15 protein-coding genes are annotated in these 16,874 nt (G+C 72.1%); 7 read left to right on the forward strand and 8 right to left on the reverse strand.

From position 1 onward, the window contains the following. The first annotated feature begins 192 nt into the window (after positions 1-192). Positions 193-1,578: a cystathionine beta-synthase gene (locus tag GWI24_RS24285; protein WP_210948030.1), complete on the forward strand. Its 1,386-nt coding sequence runs from the start codon at positions 193-195 to the stop codon at positions 1,576-1,578. Positions 1,579-1,858: 280 nt separating this feature from the next. On the opposite strand, the gene GWI24_RS24290 is transcribed toward GWI24_RS24285, so the two are convergent. After that, the gene (locus GWI24_RS24290) at positions 1,859-2,308 is read right to left on the reverse strand and encodes a hypothetical protein (RefSeq protein ID WP_210948031.1); all 450 of its coding nucleotides are present in this window, start codon (positions 2,306-2,308) and stop codon (positions 1,859-1,861) included. Between the two features lie 145 nt (positions 2,309-2,453). Between GWI24_RS24290 and GWI24_RS24295 the strand changes: the two genes are divergently transcribed. Both GWI24_RS24295 and GWI24_RS24300 read left to right on the forward strand, forming a co-directional pair. After that, positions 2,454-3,833 carry an acyl-CoA synthetase gene (locus GWI24_RS24295; protein ID WP_210948032.1) on the forward strand — a complete coding sequence of 460 codons (1,380 nt, stop codon included), beginning with the start codon at positions 2,454-2,456 and terminating at the stop codon, positions 3,831-3,833. Positions 3,834-3,929: 96 nt separating this feature from the next. Beyond that, positions 3,930-4,205 (forward strand): hypothetical protein, encoded by a 276-nt coding sequence (locus GWI24_RS24300; protein ID WP_210948033.1) that lies wholly within the window; start codon positions 3,930-3,932, stop codon positions 4,203-4,205. Between the two features lie 20 nt (positions 4,206-4,225). Here the strand turns inward: GWI24_RS24300 and GWI24_RS24305 are convergent, their stop codons facing one another. Beyond that, entirely contained in the window at positions 4,226-5,014 is a 789-nt protein-coding gene (locus GWI24_RS24305) for a DNA-binding transcriptional regulator (protein WP_210948034.1), read from the reverse strand. A gap of 350 nt (positions 5,015-5,364) precedes the next feature. Between GWI24_RS24305 and GWI24_RS24310 the strand changes: the two genes are divergently transcribed. Next, positions 5,365-6,738, forward strand: coding sequence for a tetratricopeptide repeat protein (locus tag GWI24_RS24310; RefSeq protein ID WP_308343984.1), 1,374 nt, complete (start codon positions 5,365-5,367; stop codon positions 6,736-6,738). Between the two features lie 22 nt (positions 6,739-6,760). On the opposite strand, the gene GWI24_RS24315 is transcribed toward GWI24_RS24310, so the two are convergent. The 5 genes from GWI24_RS24315 to GWI24_RS24335 are packed head-to-tail and all read right to left on the reverse strand — an operon-like array spanning position 6,761 to position 11,585. After that, on the reverse strand, positions 6,761-8,191 hold the full coding sequence (locus tag GWI24_RS24315; protein WP_210948035.1) for a cytosine permease: 1,431 nt from the start codon (positions 8,189-8,191) through the stop codon (positions 6,761-6,763). Between the two features lie 6 nt (positions 8,192-8,197). Continuing rightward, complete coding sequence (locus GWI24_RS24320; protein WP_210948036.1) at positions 8,198-9,133, reverse strand: ABC transporter substrate-binding protein; 936 nt, start codon at positions 9,131-9,133, stop codon at positions 8,198-8,200. 25 nt (positions 9,134-9,158) lie between these two features. Further along, complete coding sequence (locus GWI24_RS24325; RefSeq protein ID WP_210948041.1) at positions 9,159-9,836, reverse strand: ABC transporter permease; 678 nt, start codon at positions 9,834-9,836, stop codon at positions 9,159-9,161. A gap of 1 nt (position 9,837) precedes the next feature. Continuing rightward, positions 9,838-10,479 (reverse strand): ABC transporter permease, encoded by a 642-nt coding sequence (locus GWI24_RS24330; protein WP_210948037.1) that lies wholly within the window; start codon positions 10,477-10,479, stop codon positions 9,838-9,840. Further along, positions 10,476-11,585 carry an ABC transporter ATP-binding protein gene (locus GWI24_RS24335; protein ID WP_210948042.1) on the reverse strand — a complete coding sequence of 370 codons (1,110 nt, stop codon included), beginning with the start codon at positions 11,583-11,585 and terminating at the stop codon, positions 10,476-10,478. Before GWI24_RS24335 ends, GWI24_RS24330 begins: the two co-directional genes overlap by 4 nt. A gap of 161 nt (positions 11,586-11,746) precedes the next feature. On the opposite strand from GWI24_RS24335, the gene GWI24_RS24340 reads away from it, so the two are divergent. From GWI24_RS24340 to GWI24_RS24350, 3 genes are all read left to right on the forward strand, one after another. After that, on the forward strand, positions 11,747-13,273 hold the full coding sequence (locus GWI24_RS24340) for an aromatic amino acid ammonia-lyase (RefSeq protein WP_374103336.1): 1,527 nt from the start codon (positions 11,747-11,749) through the stop codon (positions 13,271-13,273). Positions 13,274-13,304: 31 nt separating this feature from the next. Continuing rightward, positions 13,305-14,249: a MurR/RpiR family transcriptional regulator gene (locus GWI24_RS24345; RefSeq protein WP_247616818.1), complete on the forward strand. Its 945-nt coding sequence runs from the start codon at positions 13,305-13,307 to the stop codon at positions 14,247-14,249. Positions 14,250-14,386: 137 nt separating this feature from the next. After that, positions 14,387-14,974, forward strand: a complete 588-nt coding sequence (locus GWI24_RS24350; RefSeq protein ID WP_210948039.1) for a hypothetical protein — start codon at positions 14,387-14,389, stop codon at positions 14,972-14,974. A gap of 568 nt (positions 14,975-15,542) precedes the next feature. On the opposite strand, the gene GWI24_RS24355 is transcribed toward GWI24_RS24350, so the two are convergent. Beyond that, a partial coding sequence (locus GWI24_RS24355; RefSeq protein ID WP_247616819.1) for a diaminopimelate decarboxylase occupies positions 15,543-16,874 on the reverse strand: 1,332 nt, incomplete at its 5' end.

Genomic DNA, 16,874 nt, shown 5'->3' on the forward strand with positions numbered 1-16,874 from the left:
AGGCCACCTCCGTCCGCACGCGCACGCGTTTCTTTCTCCTTTGTACGCCTTGCTAACAACTTGTTGCCCCGTGCAGGCTTCGTCCCAACGCGCCGGGTCGGAGGGCGGCAGCGCGCAATAAGCTGACAGCACGGCCCCCCGACGGCGGCCGCCCCGACGCGGAGATCCCGCGGAACCGGACCAGGAGCAGGTGTGCAGTACTACGAATCGATGATTGAGCTGGTCGGCAACACCCCGCTGGTGAAGCTCAACACCGTGACCGAAGGCATCCGGGCGACCGTCCTGGCCAAGGTCGAATACTTCAACCCCGGCGGCTCGGTGAAGGACCGGATCGCGGTCCGGATGATAGAGGCCGCCGAGCGCTCCGGGGAGCTGAAGCCGGGCGGCACCATCGTGGAGCCGACCTCCGGCAACACCGGTGTGGGCCTCGCCATGGTCGCCCAGCGCAAGGGCTACAAGTGCGTCTTCGTCTGCCCGGACAAGGTGTCCACGGACAAGATCAACGTGCTGCGGGCCTACGGCGCCGAGGTCGTGGTCTGCCCCACCGCGGTGGACCCCGAGCACCCCGACTCGTACTACAACGTCTCCGACCGGCTGGTCCGCGAGACACCGGGCGCCTGGAAGCCCGACCAGTACAGCAACCCGAACAACCCGCTCTCCCACTACGAGACCACCGGCCCCGAGCTGTGGGAGCAGACCGAAGGCAAGATCACCCACTTCGTGGCGGGCGTCGGCACCGGCGGCACGATCTCCGGCACCGGCCGCTATCTGAAGGAGGCCAGCGAGGGCCGGGTCCAGGTGATCGGCGCCGACCCCGAGGGCTCGGTCTACTCCGGCGGTTCCGGCCGCCCGTATCTGATCGAGGGCGTCGGTGAGGACTTCTGGCCGACCGCGTACGACCAGACCGTCGCGGACGAGATCGTCGCCGTCTCCGACAAGGACGCCTTCCAGATGACGCGGCGGCTGGCCAAGGAGGAGGGGCTGCTGGTCGGCGGCTCCTGCGGGATGGCGGTCGTGGGCGCGCTGAAGATCGCCGAGCGGCTCGGCCCGGACGATGTGGTGGTCGTCCTGCTGCCCGACAGCGGCCGCGGCTATCTCTCCAAGATCTTCAACGATGAGTGGATGGCCGACTACGGCTTCCTCGAGGAGGACGGCCCCTCGGTGCGGGTCGGCGATGTGCTCCAGGGCAAGGAGGGCGGACTGCCCTCGCTGGTCCATATGCACCCGGACGAGACGGTGGGCGAGGCCATCGACGTGCTGCGGGAGTACGGCGTCTCGCAGATGCCGATCGTCAAGCCGGGCGCCGGGCACCCCGATGTGATGGCCGCCGAGGTCATCGGCTCGGTGGTGGAACGCGAACTGCTGGACGCCCTGTTCGCGAAGCGCGCGGAGCTGACCGACCCGCTGGAGAAGCACATGAGCCCGCCGCTGCCGCATGTCGGCTCCGGTGAGCCGGTCGAGGACCTGATGGCGGTGCTGGGCGCGGCGGACGCGGCGATCGTGCTGGTGGAGGGCAAGCCCAAGGGCGTGGTGAGTCGGCAGGACCTGCTGGCGTACCTGGCAGGCGGCCCGAAGTGAGGGCCCGTAAGGACCCCAACTGCCCTCCGGGCAAGTGGTACGAACGTGTCACGCGCCCGCAGCACAGGGTTAACACAGCTCCGGCAGATTAGTGGGCGTCGGAAGGACGACACCGACACCCGAGATGAGGCGACAGGACCTCCGGAGCGGCTCCCGGACCTCCATGGTCGCCTGGACGCGGGATTCCGGCCCTGACCCGGCCCGCGTCCCCGCGGGGACCGCCGTCGTCCCGCCCTCGGTGGCTTGCCACCGGGGTGCGGCGGTCCCCGCGCAGACTTTTCTAGTCCCTGCTCTCCTCCTGCCTACCGCCTCGGCGGAGCCAGGAGAAGGCCCCCATGGCGTGGACGGCGTTGACGCCGAAGATTCCGGCCCAGGTGATCAGCAGGCCCGGCAGGCCCTCGTTCACGACGCCGATGGCCGACAGGGGGATGGCCAGCACCAGGGAGACCCCGACGAAGGCGAAGCGCTCGCCGACGCCCAGGCCGTGGGCCTGGTCCGCGGGCGCGCCGGTGGCGTACGGGCGGCTGCCGCGGGCCGTCGCCATCTGCTGTTCGGCGAGCTGGCGGCGGACATGGCGGTCCGCCGTATCGTTGAAGCGCTGCTCGACCTTCTCCATGAAGGAGTCGACCAGCTCCGACTCGTACTCCGCACCCAGCTCCTTACGGGTCTGCAGGGCCGCGTCGAGTTCCTTTTTCAGATCCGGTTTCAGATCCGGGTCACGGGCGTCCATGCTTAAGGACGGTACGGTCACGGGGACGCTTTGTCGGTAGGGCTAGCCCCCGAAACCAGTGAAACCAGCCGCCTGAAACCAGCCCCCGGAAGACGCGCGGGTCTGAGAAGCACCACCCCGTCCCGCTGTGGAAGGAGTCAATTCCGTGACCGCACCTCTCCTCACGTCCCTCGCCGCGCCAGGCGCCGACCGCCCCGACGCGCTGAGCGTCGGCGGCCGCGCGCTCTCGCGCGAGGAACTGCTCGGTGCCGCGGGCGCGGTGGCGGCTCGTATCGCCGGTGCGCCGGTCGTCGCGGTCCGGGCGACCGCGACCCCGGAGACGGTGGTCGCGGTGGTCGGCGCGCTGCTGGCCGGGGTGCCGGTGGTGCCCGTACCGCCGGACTCCGGCCCGGCCGAACGCGACCACATACTGCGGGACTCGGGCGCCACCCTGCTGCTCACCGGGGAGGCCGTGGACGCCCCGGTCGAGACCGTCCCGGTGGACCCGACCGAGCGCGCGGCGTGGACGAAGGCGGAGCCGGACCCGGAGTCCACGGCGTTCATCCTCTACACCTCGGGCACCACGGGGGCGCCCAAGGGCGCGCTGATCTCCCGGCGGGCGGTGGCCGCCGACCTGGACGGGCTCGCCGCGGCCTGGGCCTGGACCGCGGAGGACACCCTGGTCCACGGGCTGCCGCTGTTCCACGTGCACGGCCTGGTGCTGGGCGTCCTGGGCGCGCTGCGGACGGGCAGCCGCCTCGTCCACACCGGCAAGCCGACCCCGGCGGCGTACGCGGCGGCGGACGGCAGCCTCTACTTCGGCGTCCCCACCGTCTGGAACCGCGTCGTCCAGGACCCGGACTCCGCCCGCGCCCTGGCCTCCGCCCGGCTGCTGGTCTCCGGCAGCGCCCCGCTCCCCGCCCCCGTCTTCCGCGAGCTGGAGCGGCTCACCGGCCAGCGCCCCATCGAGCGCTACGGCATGACCGAGACCCTCATCACCATCAGCACCCGCGCCGACGGCGAGCGCCGCCCCGGCTATGTCGGCACCCCGCTGTCGGGCATCCGCACCCGGATCGCCGCCGAGGAGGGCGCCGAGATCGGTGAGCTCCAGCTGACCGGCCCGACCCTCTTCGACGGCTACCTCAACCGGCCCGAGGCCACGGCCGGTTCGTACACCGAGGACGGCTGGTTCCGCACGGGCGACATCGCCGCCATCGAGCCGGACGGCTTCCACCGCATCGTGGGCCGCGCCTCCACCGACATGATCAAGTCCGGCGGCTACCGCATCGGCGCGGGCGAGGTCGAGAACGCCCTGCTGGACCACCCGGCCGTCCGCGAGGCGGCCGTCGTCGGCGCCCCGCACGAGGACCTGGGCCAGGAGATCGTCGCGTATGTCGTGGCCGACGGCATCGGCGAGCGGGAGCTGATCGACTTCGTCGCCTCCCAGCTCTCCGTCCACAAGCGCCCCCGCAAGGTGCGCTTCCTGGAGGCCCTGCCCCGCAACGCCATGGGCAAGCCCCAGAAGAAGCTCCTGCCCCCGGCCTGATCTCGGCTTGATCCCGTCCTCGGGCTTCCCGCGCCATTGCCATGAGAGACGCCGGTACCTACCTTCAGTGGCCACGGACCGACGAAGGGAGACCGAATGGCCCGCGCGTGGGAAGCCGACCCGTCCGCCTCGTTCGCGCGCCGATTGGGAAAGTCGGCGCGCGAGCTCGGAACCACCGGTGGACGTGACGGATGTCCCGACATCTGGCAGCTCGACAACGGTGACATCGCGGTCATCGGCCGCGACCTCACCGACACCTACCGGGCGAAACTCCCCGACGACGCCAGCATCGCCCCTGACGAGCGCCTCGTCGTCATCCCGGGCAGCACGTTGAGCGCGGCGAAGCCGGACATACCCGACGCCCGGGCTTGACGACCCCCGCGTCCCGCCGGTCACTCCGGCGGGACGCCGTACCGCTCCAGGGTCGCCTTCGACGTCGAGGTGTCCATCAGGCGCAGTTCCCACGGTCCGGTGTTGACGTCGAAGTCCTTGCCGAACCCGACCCACTTGCCGACCATGCGGCGGCTGGTCGGCTCCACGAGCAGCTGAATCGCGCCGTGGTAGCACGCTCCCTGGTAGTAGCCATCCGTGGCCGTCTGCTCGGTCCAGGTGCCGGTGATCACGCTGCGGTCAACGGTGAGGTCCAGGGAGAGGGGGGAATCAGGGTTCGTGGACGCCCCGTTCAGCGACCGCCCCGTCAGGCGGTTGCCGTGCTGGACGAGCACCACGTAATGCCTGCCTTCATAGACGTCGTCACGGCCTGACGAGTAGTACTCGTACCGGGAAAGCCAAACGCCGTTGTAGTTGTCTCCCGCCGTGTGCCCGCCCGCCCGGGTGTCGGCGGACGCGGGGGCGATGCCGGTGATGCCCTCCGTGCTCGGTGCCATGTCATGGCCGCCTGCCCCATCGCCCTGGACTCTCGCCATGGGCACCTGCGGGGCGAAGCCCAACGACTCGGCCGGCACCCCCGTTACCTTCTCCAGTGCGCGGATGTAAACCGGCCTCGGCGACCTGCTGATACCGGATTCCCAGCGTTGGACCAGCCGTTTGCTGGCCTCGTTCGGCTCGCCTGATTCCACACCGGCCCGGCGGAGCGCCTTCGCCAGGTCGTCCTGGCTCATCCGCAGGCCGATCCGCACGGCCCGCAGCGCGTCGTTCGGTACGTGCACTTCAGTCGTCATGACGTCCACGCTAGCCCCGGATACCCGTCAATGACACCTAAATGACGCCTTTTGAGGGACGCCCGAACAGCGCCTTCTCTGTCGTCGCGATGGCCTGGGCGCCGACGGCACCATCACGGTCAAACGCGATAGAAGAGGCGGATCGTGATGGGCAGGGCAACAGAAGGACAGCGGCTCATGAGCATTCGCGTGTCCCGTGACAGTGGCCGGACATGGGGCGCCGAGGTGGTGGTCATCAGCAGCGACCCGCTGGCTCCCCTGCTCACCTCGGCGTGGCCACCGTGCCAATGCTTACGCTGTGCGGCAGGGCCAGGTGCGGCGTCCGACCGGTGCACCGGCGGAACGGCCCGGTGAACGGGGAACCGTCGGCCGTTCCCGGGCCCGACCGCTACGAGTTCCACGACCTGCTGCGCGCCTACGCGGCCGATCAGGCGCGGCACGAGGAGTCCACGGAGGAACGCGGGGCGGCGCTGCGTCGGGTGCTGGTCTGGTACCTGCACTCCGCGGACGCGGCCCAGACCTGGATCAACCCGCAGGAGGCCCATATCCCGCTCGATCCGCCGGGCGACGGCCTCGCCCCCGCGTCCTTCGCGGACTACGACGAGGCCATGCGGTGGTACGAGACGGAGCGCGGCAATCTGCTGGCCGCGACCCGCGCGGCCGAGGAGGCCGGTCTCGATGTGATCGCCTGGCAGCTTCCCGCGGTGCTGCGGAGCGTGCACATGCTCCTGAACCCGTTCGAGGAATGGCTCGCCATGGGCCGCGTCGGACTGCACGCCGCCCGCAGGCTGGGCGACCGCACCGCGGAGGCCGAGCTTCTGGAGAGCCTCGGAATGGCCTGTACACAGTCCCATCGCCTCGCCGAGGGTGCCGAGTACCACCAGGGCGCCCTGGCCGCCCGCCGGGAGATCGGCGACCGGCTCGGGGAGGCGCTGTCGCTCAACGACATCGGGCTGATCCACTTGCGGGGGCGTCGGCTGGAGTCGGCGAAGGACCACTTCGAGCAGGCGGCGGCGCTGTTCCGGGAGTTGGGCGCCGCCCAGTGGGAGGCCGTCGTGCTGGCGAATCTCGCCGAGGTGACGTACGAGCTGGCCCGGCCGGAGGAGGCGTCCGGCTTTGTGCTGCGGGCCCTGGAGACGCACCGCGAGCTGGGCAACCAGGGTGGTGAGGGCAACGCGTTGCGCATTCTGAGCGCCATTCAGCGGGACCGTGGGCAGCCGGAGGAGGCACTGCGGTCCGCGCAGGGCGCGCTGGATATCGCCCTCACCCACCGCAACCACATGTGGGAGGGGTACTGGCTGCTGGAGCTGGGCCGGGCGCAGCTGGCCAACGGCGCGTTCGACGCCGCCCTGGTCTCGTTCCAGCGGGCCGCCTCCCTCCAGCGACGCCTCGGCGACCGGGCGCGGGAGGCCCGGGCGTGGGACGGCGCGGCAGAGACGTACCGGCGGCTCGGGCGGCCCGGCGAGGCGGCCGATTTCTACCGTCGCGCCGCGGCGGCCCACCGCGAGTTGGACGATCTGTGGCACACGGCGCTCTCCCTCGACGGCCTCGCCGGTGCGCTGCGTGAGGCCGACGAGGCCGACGAGGCGGACGGGGCGGACAGGGCGGACGGGGCCGAGGAGGCGCGGGGGCACTGGGCCGAGGCGCTGAGGGCGCTCGCCTCGTACGACGACCCCCGGGCGGTCGCACTGCGCGAACGCGTCTCCGCCGCCCTCGCACGATAGGGAACGCCCTTGTGGGGCCCGCTCACCCGGACTCGGTGACGTACGGGCGGCCCGGTGGGGGCTCCGGGGTGAGGATCATGCGGTTCGGGACATGGGCGGTGTCGCGGTGGGCCAGGAGCCAGTAGACCGCGGCGGGGACGGCCAGGCCGACGAGCCAGGAGATGTCCGCGCCGCCCAGTGGGGCGACGAAGGGGCCGGTGTAGAAGGTGGTGGACAGGAAGGGGAGTTGGGCGATGACGCCGAGGGCGTAGGTGGACAGCGCCTTCCAGCGCCAGGCGCCGTAGCGGCCGTTCGGGTCGCTGAGGGCGGGGATGTCGTAGCGCTCCTTGGCGATGGCGTAGTAGTCGACGAGGTTGATCGCGCTCCACGGGGTGAAGAAGGTCAGCAGGAACAGCAGGAAGTCCTTGAAGGAGGACAGGAAGCTGTCCTTGCCGAGCAGTGCGACCGCCGTGCCCGCGACCATGATCCCGGCGATGTAGGCGGCCCGGCCGCGTGGGGAGAGGGTGGCGCGGCCGCGGAAGCCGCTGACGCTGGTCACCATCGACATGAAGCCGCCGTAGGTGTTGAGGACGTTGATCGTCAGCTTGCCGAGGGCGATCACGAAGTAGAGCAGTGAGGTGATCAGGGCCGCGCCGCCGCCGAGGCCGACGATGTACGAGACCTCGTGGCCGACGAAGGCGTGGCCGGCCGCGGCGGCCGCGAGGGCGCCGAAGGTCATGGACCACTGGGAGCCGAGGACGGTGCCGGCGAGGGTCCAGGAGAAGGTGGCCTTCGCGGAGGTGGCGCGTGGCAGATAGCGGGAGTAGTCGGCGACGTACGGGCCGAAGGCGAGCTGCCAGGAGGCGGACAGCGACACCGCGAGGAGGAAGAGCGGGAAGTCGAAGGTCCGGTCGTGGAGGAGGGTGGTCAGGTCGGTGCGGTCCAGCAGCCGGATGCCCAGATAGACGAAGGCCAGGGCGCAGACGACGCCCGCGATCCGGCCGAGGGTGTGGATCAGGCGGTAGCCGACGGCCGCCGCCACGGCGGTGACGAGGGCGAAGAGGACGATCCCGGTGGTGTCGCCGAGATGGGTGAGCTCGCCGACCGCCTGCCCCGCCAGCACGCTGCCGCTGGCGAAGAAGCCCACGTACATGACGATGACCAGCAGCAGCGGGACGATCGCGCCCCGGACCCCGAACTGGGCCCGGGAGGAGATCATCTGGGGCAGGCCGAGCCGCGGTCCCTGGGCGGAGTGGAGCGCCATGACGGCTCCCCCGAGCAGGTTGCCGATCAGCAGGGCGGTGATCGCCCAGAAGGCGGCGGCGCCGAAGACGACGGCCAGGGCGCCGGTCACGACGGCGGTGATCTGGAGGTTGGCGCCGAGCCACAGGGTGAACTGGCTGAAGGCGGTGCCATGGCGCTCCGCGTCCGGGACGACGTCGATCGAGCGCCGCTCGACCAAGGATGTGGACATACGCCGCTACTCCTTGGTGAGGCCGTGGTCGGCTGCCCAGTCGGCGGCCACCTCGTCCGGGTCCTTCTTCTCCTTGTCGACCAGCTTGTTCAGCTTGGCCAGCTCATGGGTGGTCAGGGCGACGCCGAGCTTGGCCAGGGCCTTGCGGACCTTGGTGTCGGCCTTGGCGCTGCGGACGACGGGGACGATGTGCTGGGCGGGGATGAGGGCCTTGGGGTCGGCGAGGATCACCCAGCCGTTGCCCTCGATGTCGGGGTCGGTGGAGAAGAGGTTGGCGACGTCGACGTCGCCCTTCTTCAGGGCGCCCTTGACCAGGGGGCCGGAGGCGTCAAGGGCCTTGAACTCCTTGAAGCTGACGCCGTAACGGTTCTTGAGGCCGGCCAGGCCGACGACGCGGTTCTTGTCCTCCGCGGGGCCGCCGAAGACGAGCTTGCCGTTCTGCTTCTTGAGGTCGGAGAAGCTGCGCAGGCCGTACTTGTCGGCGGTTTCGCGGGTGACGCAGAAGACGTCCTTGTCCTCGGCGGCCGCGTACGAGAGGGCTTCGAGGCCGGAGGGGAGGGCGACGGTGAGGGCGTTCTGGAGGTCGCCCGCCTGGGTCTGGGGGGCCTTGTCGTCGAAGTGGAGGAGCAAGTTGCCCTGGTACTCGGGGAGCAGGTCGATGTCGCCCTGGCGGAGGGCGGGGATGACGATTTCGCGGGAGCCGAGGTTGGGGCGGACGCTCGTCTTGATGCCCGCGCCGCTCAGGGCCTCGGCGTAGAGGTAGCCGAGGAGCTGGTTCTCGGTGAAGTTGGCGGTGCCGATGACGAGGCCGCCCGCGCTGCTGCCGCCGCCCCCGCCGCCGGCGTCGTCGCCCTTGAGCGAGGTGACGCCGCCGCTGCACGCGGCGAGGGTGGGCACGGAGGCGCCGGCGAGCAGGCCGCCGAGCAGTTTCCTGCGGTTCATGGGTCGGGTCTCCTTGGGGCAGTCGTCAGTGCGCGTGGGAGGGGCGGGGGCGGTTGCGGAAGAGCAGGCGCTGCACTCCCGCCAGGGCCAGGTCGAGCAGGATGGCGAGGACGGCGACCAGCACCGCCCCGCCCAGCACCTGCACCAGGTCGCGCTGGGCGAGCCCGTCGAAGACATAGCGGCCGAGGCCGCCGAAGCTGACGTACGCGGCGATGGTGGCGGTGGCGACGACCTGGGTGCAGGCCAGCCGCAGCCCGGTCATGATCAGGGGCAGGGCCAGGGGCAGTTCGACCTGGAAGAGGACCTGGTGCCAGCGCATGCCCTGGCCGCGGGCCGCGTCCCTGACCTCGGGGTCGACGGCGGCCATGCCCGCGTATGTGTTGGTGACGATGACCGGGACCGCGAGAGCGACCAGCGAGATGTAGACCGGCCACATGCTCAGCCCGCTGGCCAGGAAGACCAGGGTCACCAGGCCGACGGTGGGCAGCGCGCGGCCGAAGCCGGAGAGGTTGATGGCGAGGAAGGCGCCCCGCCCGGTGTGGCCGATGAGCAGCCCGACGGGGAGGGCGAGGAGGGCGGCCACGAGGGTGGCCAGCACCGAGTACTGGAGGTGTTCCAGGAGGCGGGTCGCGATGCCGTCGGGCCCGGACCACTGGGCGCCGCTGGTCAGCCAGCGGCCGAGGTTCTGGAGCAGTTCGATCATGTCAGGCACGCCTCCTCAGCCAGGGGGTGCACAGCCACTGGATGGCGACCAGGACGGCGTCCGCGACCAGTGCGAGCAGCAGGGACAGGACGACTCCGGCGACGACCGGGGTGGGGTAGTTGCGCTGGAAGCCGTCGGTGAACAGCTGGCCGAGGCCGCCGTATCCGATGTAGCTGGCCACGCTGACCAGGGAGATCGCCATGACCGTGGAGACCCGTACACCCGCCATGATCACCGGGAACGCGAGCGGCAGCTCGACCGTGAGCAGGGTGCGCAGCGGGCGCGCGCCCATGGCGGTGGACGCCTCGCGCGCCTTGGCGGGGACGCTGTCCAGACCCTCGACGGTGTTCCGGAGCAGCACGGTCAGGGTGTAGATCGTGAGGCCGGTGATCGCGGTGGTGCGGGTGAGGCCGGTGATCGGCAGCAACAGCACGAAGATCGCGATGGACGGGATGGTGAAGAGGACGTTCGACAGCCCGAGGAGGACGCCGCGCAGCGGCCGTACGCGATGTGCGATGACCGCCAGCGGCACCGCTATCAGCAGGCCGAAGAGGACGGCCGGCACGGCGGTGGAGAGGTGGTCGAGGGTGAGCGTGGTGAGGTCGTCCACGTGGTCGGGGAACCAGCCCCAGTCGACGGTCATGCGGTCACGCTCGCGTCGGGGTCCGGGGTGTCCTCGGTCCGTGCGGAGGCGTTCGTACGGCCCGCCTCCGCGTGGCGCTGCCCCGCGTACTCATGGATCGCGTCGCGCCCGGTGACCCCGGTGAGCACCCCGTCGGCGTCCACGCGGGCCACCAGACCGGCGGGGGAGGCCAGCGACTCGTCCAGGGCGGTGAGCAGCGAGTCGCCGTCCCGCAGCGGGCGCACCGGCAGCAGCGGGGCCCGGTCGCCCTCCGGCCCCTCGGTGTCGCGCCAGCCCAGCGGCTCACCGCGCTCGGAGGTGACCAGCCGCCAGCGCTGCCCGTCGGCGGGCACGGGCTCCCGCTCCACGTCGGCGAGGGTGGACAGGGAGAGCAGCTTCAGCCCGCGCTCGGCGCCCAGGAAGCCCGCCACGAAGTCGTCGGCGGGGCTCGCCAGCAGCTCGGCGGGGGGTGCGCACTGGACGAGGTGGCCGCCGGTGCGGAAGATCGCGATGCGGTCGCCGAGCCGTACCGCCTCGTCGATGTCGTGGGTGACGAAGACGACCGTCTTGCGCAGCTCGCTCTGGAGCCGCAGCAACTCGTTCTGGAGCTGGGTCCGTACGACCGGGTCGACCGCCCCGAACGGCTCGTCCATCAGCAGCACCGGCGGATCGGCAGCCAGCGCGCGGGCCACTCCGACGCGCTGCTGCTGACCGCCCGAGAGCTGGTGCGGGTAGCGCTTGCCGGAGTCGGCGGGCAGCCCGACCAGCTCCAGCAGCTCGGCGGCGCGCGCCCGCGCCTTGCGGCGGCCCCAGCCCAGCAGCAGCGGGACGGTGGCGATGTTGTCGAGGATCGTGCGGTGCGGGAAGAGCCCGGCCTGCTGGATCACATAGCCGATCCCGCGCCGCAGCTCGGCGGCGTCCGCTCGCAGGACATCACGCCCGCCCACGCTCACCGTGCCGCTGCTCGGCTCGACCATGCGGTTGACCATGCGGAGGGTGGTGGTCTTGCCGCAGCCCGAGGTGCCGACAAGAACGGTGATGCCCCCTTCCGGGAGCTCGAGACTGAGGCGATCCACCGCTGTGGTGCCGTTCGGGTAGTGCTTACTGACGTCCTTGAAGCTGATCATCCGCTTCCCCTTGCCCTGTCTGCATATAGTCATGCACAGTCATAGTCGAGTGAATAGAAGTCAAGAGGTCTGCGTTAATCGCCGGTTACTTCTGCTCGCGATGTGGACGGATTGCTGGGCAATTTGCCCAGAAAGGGCGTGTTCGAAAGGGGTTGCCCTGGATGTTGTCTCACATGCTGGATGCTGATCACGCGGCGGCCGACGGCACCGGCGGCGCCGACCCGCGGATCACGCTGGACGGCCGGAGCCTACGTGTCGTGGATGTCGCGCGTCTGGCCGACCGTCTCAGCCGGCCCGCCGCGCCCGATCCCACCGCGCTCGCCCTGGCCGAGCGCGCCTGGGAGACCGCGGACCGGCTCGCGGCCACCGGCCGCGTCTACGGGCGCAGCACCGGTGTGGGCGCCAACCGCACCGAGGACGTCGGTCCGGCCGACTCCGACCACGGGCTGCGGCTGCTGCGCAGCCACGCCGGCGCGATCGGCGCACCGCTGCCCGGCCGCGAGGTGCGCGCCATGATGGCCGTCCGCGCCAATCAGCTGCTGGCGGGCGGCGCCGGGCTGCGCCCCGCCGTCGTCACCGCGCTCGTCGAGGGTCTCGACAGCGGTGCCCACCCGGTGATCAACGAATACGGCGCGGTCGGCACCGGGGACCTCGCCGCGCTCGCCCAGACCGGTCTCGCGCTCGTCGGCGAGCACCCCTGGGACCTCACCGAGGCCGCCCCGGGCCGTCGTGCCCCCGACCCGATCACGCTCGACAGCAACGACGCCCTGGCGCTCATCAGCAGCAATGCCCTGACCCTCGGCCAGTCCGCGCTCGCCCTCGCCGAGCTGCGGCGGCTGCTGTCCGCCTCGCTCGCCGTGGCCGCGCTGTCGCTGATCGCGGTCGGCGGCTCGTACGAGGCGTACGCCGAACCCGTCCACGCCTCCCGGCCGCACCCCGGCTCCGTCGCGGCCGCCGCCCGGATGCGCGCCCTGCTCGGCGCCCCGCCCCGGCCCACCCCGCCGCTGGGCCGCATACAGGACCCGTACGGCTTCCGCTGTCTGCCGCAGATCCACGGACCGGCGCTGGACGCGGCGGACGCGCTGGAGCGGGTGCTGGCCGTCGAGTTCAACGCGGCCGCCGAGAACCCGCTGATCAGCTCCACCGACGAGGCCGCCTACCACCACGGCAACTTCTACGCCGCGCACACCGCCCTCGCCCTGGACCACTTCCGGCTCGCCGCGCTGCAGACCGCCCGGCTCTCCACCGCCCGGCTCGCCGCGCTCAGCGAACCCGATTTCACCCGGCTGCGCCCCTTCCTCGGTGACGCCGCGCCCGCGAGCTCGGGCGTGATGATCCTCGAATACGCGGCGGGGGCGGCCCTCGGCGAGATGCGCGCGGTCTCCCACCCCGCCTCGCTGGGCCACGCCGTGCTCTCGCGCGGGGTGGAGGAACAAGCCAGTTTCGCCTCGCTCGGCGCCCGCCAGACGCTCCGGGTGGCCGACCACTACCGGCTGGTGCTGGGCTGTGAACTCGTGGCAGCCATACGGGCGTTGCGCCAGCGCGGTCTTGAGCCGGACCCGGAGCTCCCGGTCGGTGTGGCCTTCGCCCTGGCGTCGGAAGTGCTCGATCCCCGGATGGAGGACCGGCCGTTGACGGAGGATGTGGCGGTGGCCGCGCGGCTGCTCGACCGGCTGGCGGGGGCCTGAGGGACGAGGGTACGAGGGTCAGGAGGACGTGATGAGTACGGAACACGAGGTGAGCGACGGGGTGGGCGGTGCGCGGGTGACGCAGGTGGACGAGGACATCACGGCGGTGTCGGCGGGGGTGCCGGGCGTCCTGGCCGCTTCCAGTGCCTCGACCGCCGCCCGGCTGCAGGCGCTCTTCGAGGGCCACCGGCTGACCCCGACCCAGCGGCGGATCGCCCACTGCATGGTGCGGCGGGCCGCGGACGCGCCGTTCCTCTCCAGCGTCGAGCTGGCCGAGCTCGCGGGCGTCAGCCAGCCGTCCGTGACCCGCTTCGCGGTCGCCCTCGGGTTCGACGGCTATCCGGCGCTGCGCAAGCATCTGCGCGATGTCGCGCCCGCCGAGCCGGAGGCGGACGAGGGGTCGTACAACGAGTACCAGCAGGCCGTGCAGTCCGAGATCGACAATCTGCGCCATCTCGCCGCGCTGCTGGCCGACCCCGCCCCCGTCGTCCGCGCCGGGCGGCTGCTCGCCGCCTCCCGTCCGCTGCCGGTCCTCGGGCTGCGCGCCGCCTCCGCGCAGGCCAGCGGCTTCACGTACTTCGCGCGCAAGGTCCATCCGGACGTCCGGCTGCTCGACGAGGGCGGCACGATGCTCGACGACCGGGTGGACGCGGCGAAGCGGGCGGGCGCGACGGCGCTGCTGTGCTTCGCGCTGCCGCGGCATCCGCGCGAGGTCGTGGAGGGTCTGGAGTACGCCCGGCAGGCGGGCCTGACCGTGGTCACCGTCGCCGACAGCGCCTTCGCCCCGGTCGCCCGCCACAGCGATCTGCTGCTGCCCGCCGCGGTCGGCACCGGCCTGGCCTTCGACACCGCGTGTGCGCCGATGCTGCTGGGGCGGGTGCTGCTGGAGGCGATGTGCGACGCGCTGCCGGACGCGCAGGCGCGGCTGGAGGAGTTCGACGCGAAGGCGGCGGAGCGGGGCCTGTTCGTGGAGTGAGCCGGGCTTCCGGCCGGGCTTCCGGACCGCTCTGTGTGCCAACCCCCGTCCCTCTCACCGAATTCTCAGGCATCCTGGCTAGATTCCTCTATTCGACAGGGATTCTTCCGGGATTCACCAGGGTGAGGAGGTCGGTCGTGGGGCGCGGGGCGTATGCGCTGGCACGGGTGGCGGTGATCGTGAGGGCTCCCGCGGGGTGGCTGTGGTGGCCCGGTGTGCTGGCCGCGGGGATCGGGGCGCTGGTGCCGGGGCTGACCGGGCGCCGGATCGGCGTGCTCGCCGGGGCGGCGCTCTTCCTGATCGCGGGGGTCGTGGTGTTCGTAGTGCGCCGGAAGCGGTATCTGGAGCTGGCGCGCGACGCCTCGCGCGCGGGCAAGGCGGTCTTCCTCCAGGACCGCGCGGTGACCGTACGGACCCGGCGGCGCGCCCTGCGGTGGTGGCTGCTGCTGGCCTTCCTCGCCGCGATGGGCTCGTCCTTCGCCGTTCCGGCGGCGGGCGGGATGCTGCTGGCGGGGCTGGGCGCCGGGCTGTGGGCCAAGGCGCTGTGGCTGGGCCGCTGGGAGCGCGCGCACGACGCGCTGCTGTGGGTGCGCACGGAGCGGGTCTCCCGGGGGCGGCCGGCGGGCAAGGCGGTGGACGGCTACCAGACGACGGGGATCGTGGCCGGTGACGCGGGGCCGGGTGGCGCGAGGCGGTCCCGGGCGATGGCGGGGGCTGGGCGCTGAGGGTCTCCTCTGAGGGGGTTGCCCCGGTGGGGTCGCCCCTGTGAGGGGGTTGCCCCGGCGGGGTTGCGCGGCGTGGGTTGGTGCGGCGCCGTCTCGCGCCTTCGGCGCCTTTGAGCATGGGGGCAGGGGTGCCCTGGCCGGGGCCCGTCGCCGGCGGCCCGCCCGTGGGGGCGGGCCCGGTGGCGGCGCCTGTCCGGCCCGGGCTTCACGCCGATCCGGACTGCCGGGGGGTTGGGGTACCCCTCTCGAAAACGTTTGACAAATTAGTTGCGCCAGGTCAAGTGTTTTCTTGAAGGGGTACCCCACCCGGCACGACGCGTGACGCGCCTCGCCGCCGGGCACCGGCCCGTCAGCTTGGCAGCAGTCCGGCAACGGCCTTGGCTCCGGGCCACAGAGGCCGCCACCGGGCTTCGCCCCCACCGGCCGGTGGTCGGCGATGCGGCCCGCGCCCGCCCCACCTGCCCCGATGCTCAATCAACGCCAGCCCAGACGAAAGCGTCACTTGTACGGCGGACTCGGAGCCCCACAGCCCGGGCACACCTTGGGGACAGCCTGGGCGCCCCGCGCCCTACCGCAACCGGCTCAGGCCCAGCGCGTGCTTCGCACCGCTCTCGGCCACGATCTCGTCCACCGTCTGCGGCTCCCGTACCGTCGCGAAGCGCACATCGCCGTCGGCGCTCGTCGCGTCGAAGCCGTAGATCCCCGGGCGGGGCAGGCTGTTGTACGCGAAGTGGTTGGAGAAGTAGTACGCGCCGGTGTCCAGCAGGGCGACCAGGTCGCCCGCCGCCAGCTCCGGCAGGGCCCGGTCGCGCGCGACCAGGTCGCCCGCGAAGCAGCAGGGACCGGCGATGTCCTGGGGGACCGGGACGTCGCCCGTCTCCGCCTTGGGGCGGCCCTCCGCGTCGTAGGCCAGGACGCGCAGCGGCCAGGCCTCCGGGGCGAAGACCGTACGGGTGGCGAGCTGGGCGCCCGCGTGGGTGACCGCGATCGGGCGGCCGCCCGCGGACTTGGCGTATTCGACCCGCGCCAGCACCAGGCCGGACTTGGCGAGCAGGGACCGTCCGAACTCGGTCACCAGCTTGTACCGCCCGTCGAAGAGCCCCGGCACGGTGGCCCGCAGCAGCTGGGCGTACTCCCGGTAGCCGGGGGTGACCTCGTCGGAGGTGAAGTTCACCGGGAGGCCGCCGCCGATGTCGAGGGCGTCGATCTGCCGCCGGCCGACCGCCTCGTTGATCTCCTCGGTCAGTTCGTAGGCCGCCCGTATGCCCGCAGCCATCAGCTTCAGCGGACAGCCCTGGGAGCCGACGTGTGCGTGCAGCCGGGTCAGCCAGGGGCGCTCGGTGAAGGCGCGCACGACCCACTCGCGCGCCCCCGGGTCCTGGAGGGCCACGCCGAACTTGGAGGTCGCGGTGGCCGTGCTCATCGCGTCGATGCTGCCGCCGCCCACCTGGGGGTTGACCCGCAGGCCCAGGGGCGCGGGCGGGGCCGCGCGGTGCCCCACCAGCGCGTCGAGCCGGTCCAGCTCCTGGGGGTTGTCGGCGTTGACGGCGATGCCCAGGTCGAGGGCCTCGCGCAGCTCCGCGGGGGTCTTGGCGGGGGAGTCCAGGACGATCCGGTCGGGCGTCACCCCCGCCGCGCGGGCCAGTGCCAGCTCGCCGGGGCTGGCCACCTCGCAGCCCAGGCCCTCGTCGGCCAGCAGCCGCAGGACGGGGACGAGCGCGGCGGCCTTGACCGCGAAGGCGTGCAGGATGGGGGTGCCGGGCGCCACGACCTCCTCGAAGGCCGCGCGCAGCCCGGCGGCCGCGGAGCGGATCCCGGCCACGTCCAGCAGCCCCACGACGGGCTGGTCCGGGCCCAGCAGCCGCTGCTCCACGGCCGCCCGTACGGCCTGTTCGCGCCG

It is taken from the genome of Streptomyces sp. MK37H (assembly GCF_018035285.1).
In the GTDB taxonomy this organism is placed as follows: Bacteria; Actinomycetota; Actinomycetes; order Streptomycetales; family Streptomycetaceae; genus Streptomyces; species Streptomyces endocoffeicus.

What these genes read in the sequence shown, in the direction of transcription:
- GWI24_RS24290 (WP_210948031.1), bottom strand. Translation starts at nt 2,308, where the DNA reads ATGGACGCCCGTGACCCGGATCTGAAACCGGATCTGAAAAAGGAACTC.
- GWI24_RS24300 (WP_210948033.1), top strand. Translation starts at nt 3,930, where the DNA reads ATGGCCCGCGCGTGGGAAGCCGACCCGTCCGCCTCGTTCGCGCGCCGA.
- GWI24_RS24305 (WP_210948034.1), bottom strand. Translation starts at nt 5,014, where the DNA reads ATGACGACTGAAGTGCACGTACCGAACGACGCGCTGCGGGCCGTGCGG.
- GWI24_RS24315 (WP_210948035.1), bottom strand. Translation starts at nt 8,191, where the DNA reads ATGTCCACATCCTTGGTCGAGCGGCGCTCGATCGACGTCGTCCCGGAC.
- GWI24_RS24320 (WP_210948036.1), bottom strand. Translation starts at nt 9,133, where the DNA reads ATGAACCGCAGGAAACTGCTCGGCGGCCTGCTCGCCGGCGCCTCCGTG.
- GWI24_RS24325 (WP_210948041.1), bottom strand. Translation starts at nt 9,836, where the DNA reads ATGATCGAACTGCTCCAGAACCTCGGCCGCTGGCTGACCAGCGGCGCC.
- GWI24_RS24330 (WP_210948037.1), bottom strand. Translation starts at nt 10,479, where the DNA reads ATGACCGTCGACTGGGGCTGGTTCCCCGACCACGTGGACGACCTCACC.
- GWI24_RS24335 (WP_210948042.1), bottom strand. Translation starts at nt 11,585, where the DNA reads ATGATCAGCTTCAAGGACGTCAGTAAGCACTACCCGAACGGCACCACA.
- GWI24_RS24340 (WP_374103336.1), top strand. Translation starts at nt 11,747, where the DNA reads ATGTTGTCTCACATGCTGGATGCTGATCACGCGGCGGCCGACGGCACC.
- GWI24_RS24345 (WP_247616818.1), top strand. Translation starts at nt 13,305, where the DNA reads ATGAGTACGGAACACGAGGTGAGCGACGGGGTGGGCGGTGCGCGGGTG.